Source organism: Nocardiopsis sp. NPDC101807 (assembly GCF_044766605.1).
Taxonomy (GTDB): Bacteria; Actinomycetota; Actinomycetes; order Streptosporangiales; family Streptosporangiaceae; genus Nocardiopsis; species Nocardiopsis tropica.
The window spans coordinates 211,999-226,484 of the sequence record NZ_JBIWMK010000011.1; the positions used below are offsets into that span (position 1 = coordinate 211,999).

General features: G+C 66.9%; 6 protein-coding genes. 4 read left to right on the forward strand and 2 right to left on the reverse strand.

The window, feature by feature from the left end; translation table 11 throughout:
* Positions 1-17: 17 nt before the first annotated feature.
* The 4 genes from ACIRPH_RS28835 (at position 18) to ACIRPH_RS28850 (ending at position 10,458) form a co-directional block, all read left to right on the forward strand.
* Positions 18-3,944, forward strand: a complete 3,927-nt coding sequence (locus tag ACIRPH_RS28835; RefSeq protein ID WP_402919885.1) for a hypothetical protein — start codon at positions 18-20, stop codon at positions 3,942-3,944.
* A 44-nt stretch (positions 3,945-3,988) separates the two neighbouring features.
* A complete protein-coding gene (gene pglZ / locus ACIRPH_RS28840) occupies positions 3,989-6,901 on the forward strand; it encodes a BREX-2 system phosphatase PglZ (RefSeq protein WP_402919887.1) in 2,913 nt (970 codons plus the stop codon).
* A 107-nt stretch (positions 6,902-7,008) separates the two neighbouring features.
* Positions 7,009-8,331, forward strand: coding sequence for a BREX system ATP-binding protein BrxD (gene brxD / locus ACIRPH_RS28845; RefSeq protein WP_402919889.1), 1,323 nt, complete (start codon positions 7,009-7,011; stop codon positions 8,329-8,331).
* On the forward strand, positions 8,332-10,458 hold the full coding sequence (locus tag ACIRPH_RS28850; RefSeq protein WP_402919891.1) for a DEAD/DEAH box helicase: 2,127 nt from the start codon (positions 8,332-8,334) through the stop codon (positions 10,456-10,458).
* Between the two features lie 48 nt (positions 10,459-10,506).
* Here the strand turns inward: ACIRPH_RS28850 and ACIRPH_RS28855 are convergent, their stop codons facing one another.
* A complete protein-coding gene (locus ACIRPH_RS28855; RefSeq protein WP_402919892.1) occupies positions 10,507-12,489 on the reverse strand; it encodes an AAA family ATPase in 1,983 nt (660 codons plus the stop codon).
* Between the two features lie 544 nt (positions 12,490-13,033).
* Positions 13,034-14,428 (reverse strand): hypothetical protein, encoded by a 1,395-nt coding sequence (locus ACIRPH_RS28860; protein ID WP_402919894.1) that lies wholly within the window; start codon positions 14,426-14,428, stop codon positions 13,034-13,036.
* Between the last annotated feature and the right edge of the window lie 58 nt (positions 14,429-14,486).

The window sequence follows — 14,486 nt, forward strand, 5'->3', positions numbered from 1 at the left end:
GAGAGGCGAACACCCCCATGTCAGAGCAGCCCCTGCTCCGGGACGTCATCAACATCAAGGAGTCCATCTCCACCTCGGACTTCGTCCTGAGCCTGGCAGAGGCGACGACGCCCGGAGGCGTCGAGGACGCCCTCCGGGACTACGTGGTCACCGACAAGCTGCTGGACAACTTCGACGAGGCGTTGGGGCTCATCCGGTCCGCGCTGGACGGACGGACGTCGAAGGCCGCCTACCTGCACGGTTCGTTCGGTTCCGGTAAGTCGCACTTCATGGCGGTGCTGTACGCCCTGCTCAGCGGGAACGCGGCCGCGCGGTCCCGCGGCGACTTCGACCAGGTGCTGACCAAGCACGAGTGGCTGGCCAGCGACAGCCGCAAGTTCCTGCTGGTCCCCTACCACATGCTCGGCGCCAAGGCCCTGGAGCAGCGGGTGCTCGGCGGGTACGTCAAGCACGTCCAGAAGCTGCACCCGGACGCGCCGACCCCGCAGGTCTACCGGACCGACGCCCTGTTCGACACCATCCGGTCCATGCGCGAGCGGATGGGTGACGACACGGTCATCAACGGCCTCTCCGCCACGGGCGCAGGGGCCCTCGTGGACGGTTCCACGGACGACGATGACGACTGGGACGAGTTCGCCTGGACGTCGGAGCGGCTCGACACCGCCCTGAGCGCCCCGGAAACGAACGAGGGCGACGAACTGAACCTGGTGGACCCCTCCACCCCGGCCGAGCTGCGGTCCAAACTCGTCAAGGACGCCGGAACCAACCTGCTGCCCGGGTTCACCCGGGGGGCCGCCGAGGACGAGCACGGGTTCATCTCCCTGGACGCCGGCCTGTCCGTGATCGCCGAGCACGCCAAGTCGCTCGGCTACGACGGGCTGGTCCTGTTCCTGGACGAGCTGATCCTGTGGCTGGCCACGCTCATCCACGACCAGAAGTTCGTGGCCCGAGAGGCCAGCAAGATCACGAACTTCGTGGAGGGCGGGGACGCCCGCCGTGCGATCCCCATCGTCTCGTTCATCGCCCGCCAGCGGGACCTGCGCGAACTGGTCGGCGAGGAGGTGTCCGGTGCGGCCGAGTCCTCCATCCAGGACACGCTGAACCTGGCCTCGGGCCGGTTCGACAAGATCACCCTGGAGGACCGCAACCTCCCCCAGGTCGCCCACGCGCGCCTGCTCCAGCCGAAGGAGGGCAAGGCCGGGCTGATCGACGAGGCCTTCGCCAAGACCAAGAGGGCCGGCGGCCCGCAGGTGTGGGACACCCTGCTGGGGTCGGACCAGAGCACCACGGGGGCCGACGAGGCCTCCTTCCGGCTGACCTACCCGTTCTCGCCCGCCTTCATGGACACGCTGGTCCACATCTCCTCCGCCCTCCAGCGGTCCCGCACGGGCTTGAAGCTGATGGGCCAGCTGCTCGCCGACCACCGCGACGACCTGCGCCTGGGCGACCTGGTGCCGGTCGGTGACCTGTACCCGGTCATCGCGGAGGGCGGTGACAAGCCGTTCGTGGACAGCCTGAAGGTGGTCTTCGACGCCGCCGACAAGCTGTACCGGAACAAACTCCGGCCCTACCTGCTCAACACGTACGACCTCACCGACGACGATGTCGACCGGTACCTGCACCACCGCGCCGACATCAAGGACAAGGGGCTGGCCAACCGCTGCAAGGCGTTCGTCGGCGACGACCGCCTGGTGTGCACGCTGCTGCTGTCGGCGTTGGCGCCGAGCGTGCCCACGCTCAACGACCTGACGGTCCGTCGGCTGGGCGCTCTCAACCACGGGTCGGTGGCCTCTCCGCTCCCGGGCGCCGAGGTCGGCATCATCAAGAACAAGGTCGCCGAGTGGGCCGCCCGGTTCCCCGAGATCAAGGAGACCGGTACTGCCGCCAACCCCGGTGTCAGGCTGGAACTGGCCGGGGTCGACGTCGACTCGGTCATCAAGAACGCGGAAGTCAACGACAACGCCGGCAACAGGATGATGCTGGCCAAGCGGCTGCTCGCCGAGGAACTGGGCGTGGACCGCGCCGAGGGCCGGATGGGAGCGGACGACCTGCACCTGGTGTGGAGGGGGTCCAACCGCTCGACCGAGGTGCTCTTCGGCAACGTCGCCGACGAGGACGACATGCCCGACCACGACCTTCAGCCGCAGATGGAGGACCAGTGGCGGATCATCGTCGACCTGCCCTTCGACGAGGGTGATCGGAGCCCGGCCGACGACGTCAACCGGATCACGACCCTGCGCGAGAGGCAGAGCCGGGGCAAGGGTGAGCGCTCCCGGACGGTCGCGTGGATCCCGGCCCACCTGTCCGCCCAGCGGTGGGCGGACTTCCGCAAGCTCGTCGTCATCGACCGGGCCCTGGCGAACGAGAGCCGTTTCGCCAACCAGTACGCCTCCCACCTCAACGCCGACGACAAGGAACGCGCCAAGGGGTTGCTCCAGTCCCAGCGCGAGGCGCTGCTCAAGCAGGTCAAGGGGGCGTTCAAGCAGGCGTACGGGCTGGCGGACAAGAAGCCCGGCGACGTCACGGACTTCGACGACCACTTCCACGCCCTCCCAGACGTAACCGACCTCAAGGTCTCCCTCGGACAGCCGATGCGCGACGGTATCCGGCACGTCGCGGGCAAGCTGCTGGCCCACCAGTTCCCCGCCCACCCCGACCTGGACCCGGAAGGCACCGGTACCGCCGTCAAGGCGAGCGAGGCCAGGACGGTGTTCACGCACGTGCGGGCCGCCGCGGACGCGGGCGACAGGCGGACCGAGGTCCCCGCCAAGGACCGGGCTGTCATGCGCCGCGTGGCGGGACCGCTCGGACTCGGGCAGCAGAAGGAGGCCTACTTCGAGCTGTCCGTGCGGTGGGCCGAGCACTTCCATGCCCAGGCCCGTGTGGAGGGGTTCACCGGAGACCTGAGCCTGACCCACCTCACCGACTGGACCGACCGTCCCGAGCGGCGGGGGCTGGAGCCCTTCCTGGCCGGCCTGGTCGCGGCCTCGTTCGCGGAGATGACGGACCGGGTGTGGGTGCGCGGCGGCGTTCCGCTGGACCCCGCGCCCGAACTCTCGGGGATCAAGCCGAACGACGCGCTGCGCGAACAGCCGAGCCCCGAGCAGCAGGACTGGGACCGGGCCCGGGAACGCTTCGAGGCCGTCTTCGGGGAGAAGGCTCCCACGCTGCGGCGCGGTCGGATGGTCAACCACTTCGCCAAGCAGATCACCGAGGGCGCCCGTATCCACCAGGAGTCGGCGGCGGACCTCGTCCGCAAGCTGGAGGAGCACTCGGTGTTCCTCGGACTGGACGAGACGGGGGAGACGGGGCGTCTGGCGCTCGCGCGGCGCTCACTCGATCTGCTCAGGGAGCTGACGGAGGCGGGGAAGGGCACGGCCGGGACGAGCGCGGCCAAGCGGACCATCGAGGCGCTGGCCCGATTCGACCTGGGGGCGGTCAACGCCGACCGGTACGGTACGTCGATCAAGCAGGCCCAGCGAGTCGCCGAGGCGCTCACCATGGCGTCCTGGGACACCCTGGAGCTGGCGCAGGGCCAGGGCATCGAGGGACAGGAGCTGTTGGAGTCGCTGCGCAGGGTCGCGCGCGAGGACCAACGCACCACCGACCTGGTGGAGGCCCTGGCCTCCACCAGGCGCGAGGTGACCGCCCTGATCAAACGCAACCAGCGTTCCGTTCCGCCCCCGCCGTCTCCTGTGGCTGACGATCACGTCGCCCGGCCGGAGGACGTGGATCTGAACCGAAAGTCCAACGTCCCTCAGGTATCCGCCGAGCAGCCGGAGAGCACCGGCACGGGCGCAGGGGCGGGCTCACCGCGCCGTTTCGGCACCACACGCACCACCGCAGGCCAGGCTGAGAGCATGTTGGCGGCGGAGCTGGCCGCACTGCGTGAGTCCGAGCCGGACGCCACCGTGGAGATCACCTGGCGGGTCGTGGAGCGATGAGTACGACGACCTCTCCTGCCCCCGTTTCCGCTACCGCCGGCACGGTGCGACTGACCACTGCAGCACTCACCCAGTACCTGTCCTCCCAGTCGGCGCTGGAGGGTTCCCTCACCGGCACCGGGCGGCGGCGCGTGGTACTCCTGCGCTCCACTCCCCAGTGGGAAGGGCCCGCCGAACTCACCTGGGACGGAGGGCGGAGCGCCAGGGTTGCCAAGGCGCCTTCGCCCTTGGCCGTACACGAACTGGTCATCGGTCACCTCGGTGAAGCCGACGGGCCCCGGATCCTGGTGGTGCTCACCGACCGGGAGCAGACGGAGCTCGACCCTGCCGTCCTCGCCCGCGTGTACAGGCAGCGTGTCGAGAGCGTCGACCGCTGGGACGTGGTGCGTGACGCCTTCGGCGCCGAACAGGTCGACCCCGGCCTGAAGAACGAGGACTGGGCCGCCGAATCCCTACTGGACGCCACCCCGCCGTGCGGCTGGCCCACGGTCGCCGGAGGGGTCCTGTCCCGCCGAGCCGCGCTGGCTGCACTGACACTGCGGAGGTTGCGGCTGGGCCGCTATGACACCGACCGGGCTCCGGGCGACGACTCCCCCCGCTCCGGGGAGAACCTGGACACGCACGCCCTGCTGCGCTGGTCACTGGCGCCGGGAGGCCCCGAGCACCTGCTGGCGCTGCGCGGCCCCGAACGCGCCGGGCTGGGGGCCTTCCTCGGCGAACCCGAGCAGGCCGGGCCCGCCGGACGGGTATTGCTCGCCCTGGTCACCGCTGAGCACGGGCCGGACGCCGTGGCGTTCGGACTGGTGTGCTCGGCCCTGTGGGCCGAAGACCGTGAGGCCGATGCCCCCACCTACCGGGCGAGGGGACGGGCCGAACGCTGGCTCGGTGAGGAGCCGCCCGCGGTAGGGGAAGCCCTGGACGTGCTTCTGGCTGCGTTCGGCCGCTCCTGCGCGGAGTACGTGGAGATGCTGCTGAAAGTCGGAATCGGCGACGGAGGGGCTGCGCGCGAAGCGTTGCGGACCACCGGGCCCGTGCTGGAGCGGGCCTCACGACTGGTGGCCCAGTTCGGCGCGGAGAGCGCCGCCGCGGCCAGCCCGGTGTTGAGAGAAGGGCTGAACGCCCGCTTCTCCGAGGTCGGTCGGCTCCTGGCCGGCTTCGAAGTCGGCGCCGGGGCCGGCCCTGAAGCGGTCGCTGCGGCCGTCCGCGCCCTTGACGAGCACAAACTGGCCGGGGAAGCGGACACCGGGGTGCGGATCGAACGCGCCCGCATGGGTCAGCGGCTCGCCCAGTGGCTCGCCACCGACCCGGCCACCGGTTCCGACACGGTGGCCGCCGCGGTGCGGCGCCAGATCGCCGACACCGGTTGGGTGGACCGGGCCCTGGACCACATCGAGGCCGGAGGCGACCCCGATCCCGACCTGCGGGCCGCCTACTCCCAGCTGGGCGGGAGGATCCGGGAGCGGCGGCAGGCCATCGACCGCTCCTTCGCCCAGGACCTCGCCTCCTGGACAGCAGCGGGCACCGAGCCCGGAACGATGCTGACCGTGGAGTCCTTCCTGAAGCGGGTCGTGCAGCCCGTGGTGTCGGACAGACACGGTCACCGGCTCCTTCTCCTGCTCCTGGACGGGATGAGCGCGGCGATCGCCACGGAACTGGCCGAGGAGCTGCGACGGCACTGGGCCGAGTACGACCCGCTGCCGGAACCGCCCGCCGGCGTGTCCCTCCCGCCCGAGCGCCGGGGCATGGCCGCCGCGCTGCCCACTCTGACAGCCGTGTCCCGCACCTCGCTGTTCGCCGGGCAGCTCATGAAGGGCGGCCAGGCCGACGAGAAGAGGCTCTTCCCCCAGCACCGGTTCTGGCGGGGAGCCCCGGCCGTCGTCTTCCACAAGGATGAGCTGCGCACCCAGGACACCGGGGACACGTTCGGTCCCGGGCTGACCGAGGCCCTGGCCGACGAGCGCACGCACATCGCCGTCGTGCTGAACACCATCGACGACCGGCTCGGAAAGGAACAGAAGCTCGGTGACGGCGCTTGGCGGCTCTCCGACGTCGGTAAGCTCCAGGAACTGCTTCGGGAGGCGGCAGCCCAGGGCATGGCCGTGATCCTCACCAGCGACCACGGGCATGTCGTTGACCGGCACGGTGCCAGGGTCGAGACCGAAGGAGCGGCCTCCGCCCGCCACCGTGAACCCGGGGGGCCGATCCAGGAGGGCGAGATCGCCCTGTCCGGACCTCGCGTGGTGTGGCCCGAGCCCGGGGCCGAGATCGTCGCCCTGTGGGACGCCGACTCCCGGTACACCTCCCAGAAGGCCGGATACCACGGCGGCGCCGCCCCGGCGGAGTTCACCATCCCCGTCCTGGCGTTCCTGCCCTTCGGAGCCATGCCACCGAAGGGATGGCGCGAACTGGGCGACCAGTACCCCGCCTGGTGGCACCGGGAACCCGTGGATGCAGGCGCGGTGGGAGCGGGCCCCGCTGTCGAGGCCGCAGCACCTGCGCCGAAGCGGACGGTCAGGAGTCCTCAGGCCGCACGGAAGGAGGCCGAGATCGCCAAGACGCACGAGGCCCTCTTCGACGTGTCGCCCGGCGGACCGGAGGAAACCGGGGCACCCGAGCCGGTCGCGTCGCCGTCGGCCGGGGCCGTCGACGCGCGGGGCGAGCTGGTGGGACGCCTCGTCGCCACACAGACCTTCGACTCCCAGGTGGCTCTCCTCGCCCGCAAACCCCCCATGGACAAGGTCGAGAAGGCGGTGAAGGTGCTGTTGGAGGCCGGAACCCTGCCGGCCACCGCCCTGGCCCAGCGCATCGGCTACCCCGCCACCCGCGCGGACGGTTTCGCAGCTGTGCTGCGCCAGCTGCTCAACTACGACGGGGTCCAGGTCCTGGAGACCCTGCCCGACGGGCGCACACTGCGGCTCCACACCGCACTGCTGCGCGACCAGTTCGAACTGGGGTAGTTCCCCGCGTGGTGACCTTGTGCGTTTAGCCGTTCCCGACACCGGAAGCGGCTACACGCACAAGACCACCGCCGAGGGACACCGGAGCTCGTGGGAAAGTGGAGAGTGTGAGTACCGCAGGATCATCCCGCCCAGCCCAGGTCAGTACCGCACGCCGCCGCGGCGTCGTCGACGCGCTGCGGCGCGGAGCCGTGCCCGAGAGCGGCCTGGACCTGCTCGCCACCGGGCTGGACCGGTTCGAGCAGGCGCTGGACGAGGACCTGGACGCGGTGGCTTCGGGAGGAGCCAAGTTCAAAGCCGTACGCGGTGAGTACGGATCCGGCAAGACCTTCTTCACCCGTTGGCTCGGCGAGCGCGCCAAGCGGCGCAACTTCGCGGTCTGCGAGATCCAGGTGTCGGAGACCGAGACCCCGCTGCACAGGCTGGAGACCGTCTACCGCCGGATGACCGAGCGCCTCACCACCTCCAGCTTCCCGCCGAGCGCGCTGCGCCCGGTCGTGGACGCCTGGTTCTACGCGCTGGAGGAGGACGCCCTGGCCGACGGAGCAGACGAGGACGGGCTGCCCGAAGCCGTGGAACGGCTCCTCACCGCGCGCCTGGCCGAGGTGTCACGGCACGCTCCGTCGTTCGCGACCGCACTGCGCGGATACCGCGCGGCGCTCGCCGAGGGCGACGAAGCCACGGCTGCGGCGATCCTGGCCTGGCTCGGCGGCCAACCCCACGTGGCCGCCTCGGCGCGCCGGTCGGCGGGCGTGCGCGGCGACCTCGACCACTTCGGGGCTCTTGGTTCCCTCCAGGGCCTTCTCACCGTCCTGCGCGACAGCGGGCACCCCGGTCTGCTCGTGGTGCTGGACGAGGTGGAGACCCTGCAGCGGGTGCGCTCCGACGCCCGTGACAAGGCGCTCAACGCGCTGCGCCAGCTCATCGACGAGGTGCACTCGGGGCGCTTCCCGGGGCTGTACCTGATCATCACGGGGACCCCTGCCTTCTACGACGGCCAGCAGGGCGTGCAGCGTCTGGCCCCGCTGGCCCAGCGCCTGCACACCGACTTCGACACCGACCCCCGTTTCGACAGCCCGCGTGCTCCGCAGATCCGGCTCACGGGTTTCACGCACGACTCCCTCGTGGGGCTGGGCGTGACCATCCGGGACCTGTACGCGCAGGGCTCGGCGCACCCCGACCGGATCAAGAGCGCGGCCGACGACGAGTATGTCGCCGACCTGGCCAGGGCCGTCGGGGGCGCTCTCGGCGGCAAGGTCGGCGTGGCCCCCCGGCTGTTCCTCAAGAAACTGGTGGCCGACGTCCTGGACAGGATCGACCAGTTCGACGACTTCGATCCCAGGCAGCACTACCGGCTGACCGTGCGCGGCACCGAGCTCACCGAGACAGAGCGCAACCTCACCGCCGACGACGTCGAGCTGGACCTGTAGGTGAGTACCGACCCCCTGGACCGGCTCGACCCGGTCGTACTGCACCACATCGTCAACACCCTGGGCTGGCCCGACCTGCGCCCGATGCAGCGGGCCGCGATCGACCCCCTGATGGACGGTGACGACGCGGTCCTGCTCGCCCCGACCGCGGGCGGCAAGACCGAGGCCGCTTGCTTCCCCCTGCTTTCGGCGATGCGGAAGCAGGGCTGGAACGGCTTGTCCGTGCTCTACCTGTGTCCGCTCAAAGCCCTGCTGAACAACCTGGTCACCCGGGTCGACACCTACGCGGGCTGGCTGGGCGGACGCGCCCAGCTGTGGCACGGGGACACACGGCAGTCCCAGCGCCGGCGCATGCGTACCGACCCGCCCCAGATCCTTCTCACCACCCCCGAGTCACTGGAGTCCATGCTCCTGGGAACGACCACCGACCACGAGCAACTGCTGGGCGGAATCCGGGCCGTCGTCGTGGACGAAGTGCACGCCTTTGCCGGGGACGACCGCGGATGGCACCTGTTGGCGGTCCTCGAACGCCTGGAACGGCTGACCGGACACCGTATCCAGCGCGTGGGCCTGTCAGCGACGGTCGGCAACCCGGAGGAGCTGCTCACCTGGTTGCAGGGCGCCGCCCCGGAAAAACGTCGTGGCAGGGTGGTCGCGCCCGAGGCCGCACAGGGCCCCGCCCCCTCCCGGCCCGCCGGCGAGGTGGAACTGGACTACGTCGGGTCGATCGCCAACGCCGCGAAGATGATCGCGGCACTGCACCGGGGAGAGAAACGGCTGGTCTTCTGCGACTCCCGCCGCCAGGTGGAGGAGCTGGGTGCGGCACTCCGCGCCCGGGACGTGACGGTGTTCCTGTCCCACGCCTCCCTGTCGGTGGACGAGCGGACCCGGTCCGAACAGGCATTCGCGGAGGCACGGGACTGCGTCATCGTGTCCACGTCCACCCTCGAACTCGGAATCGACGTCGGCGACCTCGACTGGGTCATCCAGATCGACTCTCCCGCCACGGTCGCCTCCTTCCTCCAACGCGTCGGCCGGACAGGACGGCGCCGGGGGAGCACCCGCAACTGCCTGTTCCTGGCCACGGACCGTGACGCGCTGCTCCAGGCCGCGGGACTGCTGGTGCTGTGGGGAAAGGGATGGGTGGAACCCGTCTCCGCTCCTAGCGAACCCCGCCACCTGGTGGCCCAACAGCTCCTGGCCCTCGTCCTCCAGAAGCACCGGATCGGCGACCGCCTGTGGCCCGAGGAGTGGAACGGACTCGCCCCCTTCGACCGCTCGGCGGCACCGATCCTGCGGAACATGGTCGAGGAGGGTTACCTGGACACCGACAGCGGGATGCTGTTCATCGGCCCGGAGGCCGAGCGGCGCTTCGGAAAGCGGCACTTCCTCGAGCTGACCGCCTCCTTCACCGCCCCGCCGCAGTTCACCGTCCTGTCCGGACGCCAGGAGATCGGTCAGACCGACACCTCGGTGCTGACCGAGGAGAGGGAGGGCCCCAGGCTGCTCCTCCTCGGCGGGCGCAGCTGGAGGGTCACCTACATCGACTGGTCCCGTCGACGGGCCTTCGTCGAACCAGCCGATGGGGGAGGAGTTGCCAAGTGGTCCTCCGGAGCGGTCTCCGGTCTGTCGTTCGCGCTCACCCGTGCCATGCGTGACGTGATGCTGGGCACTGATCCCCCGGTACCCCTCACCGGACGTGCCACAGCCGCCCTGGCGGAGCTGCGCAGCGAACAGGCACCGGTGTCGGTCCACCCGGGTGGCACCCTCGTCACCAGGGAAGGAGACGGCATGCGCTGGTGGACGTGGGCGGGATACCGTGCCAACGCCACGCTGACGGCGACCATGTCCTCGGTCACCGATCCCGTGCAGCGGCCCACGGACCTGTCGGTGCGTCTGAGAGAAGACGTGACCGCCGACGCCTGGGCCAGAGCTCGGGAGAGCGTGCGCTCGGACGGCCCCCTGGTGCTCCCGGACGTCGACCCCCGGGCTGTGCGCGGCCTGAAGTTCGCGGCCGTGCTGCCCGAGCGCCTGGCGATGGCGACCGTGGCCGCGAGGCTCGCGGACTTCGACGGCGCCCGCGAGGTGCTCGACGAGTTGGTACGGTTCCAGATACTGCCGTCCTAGAATCGTTCCTTCGGACTGTCTGTCCACATCTGAATGGGTCAATGGGGCCTATTCGTCTTCTAGTTCCATGTCCTCGACCAAGGGGATATTCTCGTGGCCGGCATGCGTGATGCGAGGGATACCAGGGGACTCGTAGTCTACGGAGATCACGCCGTGCGCGGGCTCGAACCCCGTGGGAAGGTTTGTGTCTACCACGAAGAGCTGGAAGGGATTTCCTCGAGCACCAGCGATTGCCTGGATCTTCGTGTAGATGTTGAAACTCAGTGATTGAAGTGGCCCCAGGGATTTCTGTGGACTGTCTAGGATCAGACAGCTGGGGAGATGGTAATTCGGATTACTGAGAGCGGTTGAGTGAAGGGTGAGCCAGTACCCTACGATGAACGGGATTTGGTTTCCACCGCTGATGTTGACCCGGTCGAACCTCGCGTCGTCGATGTACGGCAGGTAGTCCTCTAGGGAGATTTTCCCCTCCGCCACATTGGGTGTGTGCAAAGCGTGAAGAAGGTCGTTGTACAGAGTGCTGAGATTTTCGAACAGGTTTTCGTTGGAGCGGCGAAGATATTCTTGCCTGTTCCGCTGGGCGTTCGCCGCAGTACTGACTTTGGCCTCGGCCCGGTTCACGTCCACCTGGAAACTTGCAATCTGCAGGTCCACGTCCAGAGCCTGTTCGAGCTTCTCGATCTCGGCCTCCGCCCGAGCCAGAGCTTCCCGAACCTGGGAGAGCTCCTCGATGTGAGGGCCGTTGCCACCGGTCAGGAGCTCGATCTCTTCGCGGAGTTCGCGGTTGCCCGCCTCGAGCTGACGTAGATGAGAGTTGAGGGCCTCTCTCTCCCGTTCTCCCTGGGACCGAAGGGACAGGATCTCTTCCCGCTGACTTGCCAGCTGGAGCTCCTGTGCTCCCGACTCTCCTGGGATAATCAGAGGTAATTCACCCTCTCGTCCCTGTTTCCTCCTGAAACCCTCGTTCTGAGTTGGCTCCGAAAATTCTTCTTGGAGACAGAGTTGACATGTATTCTCAGGTACGGAAATTTCGCGTTCGACGATGGACTGCGTACAGCGCGGGCACTGAGAGAATTCGATGGGGGCCAGCAACGCACTGGCGCTGTTGACACGCTGAACGCGATCCAGTGCCCCCTCGAGTTCGGTCACACGTGAACGCCGTTTAGCTTGGGTTTCCTCGAGTGACTGAAGGACTTCTTGAGTTCTGAGAATGCTGTTGCGATTGCTTTCAAGCAATCCTTGCAGGGTGAGTACACGGTCGTCCCGAGTTCCCATGGCGGAACGCAGCCCACGGAGGCTCTCCGTCAGACGCGTGCGGTGTCTTTGAGTATCGGCCAGGTTCTGGCGCAGCTCCGCCCCGGAAGGCAGAGAGGCCCGCTCCCTTAGGACGGTCACCCCCTCGTCGCGTCGCTGAGCCTGACGAAGAAGTTCCCTGGCCTTCAGCAGCTGTTCCTCGAGCTCCTGGAGTTGCTGATCGATCATGTCGAACAGCAGTTGGAAGAGGCGTATACGCCGTTGTTTCAACGCGGAGGCGTCGTGGTGGGCGATGCGTTGATCGATGTCACTTTGGGGAACATGGACATAGTCCCAGACGTGGGCAAAGGTCAACGTGTCGCGCTGCCCGTTCACGGTGAAGTCGACATCGTCGCGAATGCCCAGCCACTCCAGAAGACGTTTGCCGATCGTTGGCACCTCAGCATCGTCGGACGAAACGGGATAACCGCCGATATCTTCCTGAAGTGTCAGGTCATGGACCAGTACTTCGCCCGGGGTGAGGCTGCTCCGAGTTAGTCGCAGTTCCTGTGTTCCTGCCTCGATCTCGACGTGGACTCTATGTACCTTCTGGTCCACGACCGGAGTTTTTCGGAATTTTAATCCTAGGCCGAACTTGATCAGTTCGATGATGGTGCTTTTACCTGAACCTGGAGGACCGATGATGAGGTTCAGGCCACTGGCGAACTCGCGGCGGGAGTGCTCTTCCGGGCGGTCCGTCTCCACCTCTAGTGCGTTGATGCGGAAGCGGGTACTCATCTGATCTCCTCTCCAAAACCGTGGGAGACTATCTCCGGAAGATGTTCATGGATAAGCAGAGATAGGCGGTTACCGCTAAGGTGTCCGGCCGCCTCGGCAATTGCTGAGCATCGGTCTGCCACTTTTCTCCAAGACGGTGTGGCCAGCGCCCTTTCGTTCACGGACACCCCCATCGAGGTGGGAGTCAGGGTGATGCGTGAACGACCCTCATTACCCTTCCGGAGGAGACGGCGGCTGATGAGAGCCCCCACAACCGTGTAGTAGCGCTCATCCCAGGGGCCGTAGCGATGCCGACGCATGGGGGCCTCCGGAGTCCGAGCGTCTGGGGCACCCAAGTGAAGCCGTTGGTCGTTTGTGCGAAGACCCTCCAGAGCCTGGGTCGCCAACTCGGGGTAGCGCAGTAGGAAGTCCAACTTGGCGAGTTGGGTCAGACCGTCGACATGTCCGGGTAGTGGGTGGGCTTGGACTACTGCGTTGATCAGGAGAAGGACACGAATCTCGTGGTAGTCACGGTCCCGTTGAAACAGGAGAAGGTGCTTCGCGGTCACGGCTCGTCCTGTTGGGTATCAGTAGGGGAGAGAGTACGGGTGTTGGACTCACCGAATTCTCGCAGCAGGGCGTCAGCGTCGAAGCGCGCTTCGGTGAACCAAATCAAACACTGGTTAGCGGCATTGGCTACAGCACCGGTAAGCAGCGCTCTACTGAGAGGGAAGGGAAGCTCGGGGAAATCCGCAACGGGAAGGCGAATGCTGTCATTCCATAGGCGACGGCCGATGTCGTCTTCCGGTACTTTCTGGTTTTTGAGGTTGTACTCGACGTCGTCGACACGCTCCAGGAGTTCTTTGGTGAATACCTCTACCTGGGCGTGGTTGCCAGGGGAGTCATCCACTGCGGCCGTGGCGTTCTGCCAAGTTTCCAGCCGGTCCTCGGCACGCTGGATGTCATTGGCTCCACAGTTTCCAGCTTTCATTTTCACCGAGACCTTGTACCGGTAAGGGACCTCCGGCACGAGAAAGTGTCGGGGACGCTTCACCACTTTGTCGATGGCGTCTCGAGCTTGGTCGGTGGTGATCCTGCGGCGGAGGATGTCTTGGGGCAGCTCTTTGCGCTCGTCAGAGTTAGAGTGCTGGACAAGTGTGCTGAGCTCACCCCATTCGATCGGCAGATGGGCGCGCATGCTCTGTCCAACGACATCCTTCAGTGTTTTCCAGACCAGACCAGCGTGCTCGATCGGATGTTCTAGTCCTCGCAGAACCGGCTGAACGTAATCGGTCGGTGCGGAGGAATCTATGCTACGCCGACCTGGAATGTCTGTGTCCAGGCTGAGTTTACGGAGGAAAGGGTCTACTGTTTTCAGGAGAGCAGAGCTTGGTTTGCAGTCCTGTGCTCGAGCATGCAGTCCAACAGCCTCGTCGTTGGTGAGGCCTGCCTTTTTGTGATGTATTAGCAGATGTTGTGCGAACTTGTTACATAATCTCGAAAAATCCGAATTTTGGACTTGCTTTCGGGGGCTTCCGGAAGCGGAATCGCTGGCCAGGCAGAAGTCGCCCAAGGGTGAGGTATTGGAGCGGTGAAGAGCGTTGTTGGTGGAAAGGCGGCAGAGGAAAGCGCCAGAGAGCCTTCGGGAGTTTCGGTACAGATGGGCGAGTCCTCCCTTGCCGACTAGCTCAGGCCACTCCCAAGCTCCTTGGTCCAAGTCTCGGTGCTTGCCCGATGCAATGACAGTTGTAGGACCGTCGAGGAGGATCCAGTCCTCCCAGTGCTCACTGATCAGGGCCCGGTGAGGTAGGCCCCGTCCTTGCCGACGGTCAAGGATGTCGTTCGTCAGAAGTACCAGAAGATCACGAGTGGCGACACTGGCCTGCCACTCGTACTTGTCGAAGGTGCGTGAGCCTGCATCCTCTGGTGGGCGCATCGTGGCCAACTCGAGCTCGTCCAAGTAGCACCATCCAATCTCGTACTTCTGTTCCCTGTGGTTTCTATCACTTGGGGTGCAC

Bases quoted from the DNA above. Each gene is read 5' to 3' on its own strand.
- ACIRPH_RS28835 (WP_402919885.1), top strand. From the start codon at position 18: ATGTCAGAGCAGCCCCTGCTCCGGGACGTCATCAACATCAAGGAGTCC.
- ACIRPH_RS28855 (WP_402919892.1), bottom strand. From the start codon at position 12,489: ATGAGTACCCGCTTCCGCATCAACGCACTAGAGGTGGAGACGGACCGC.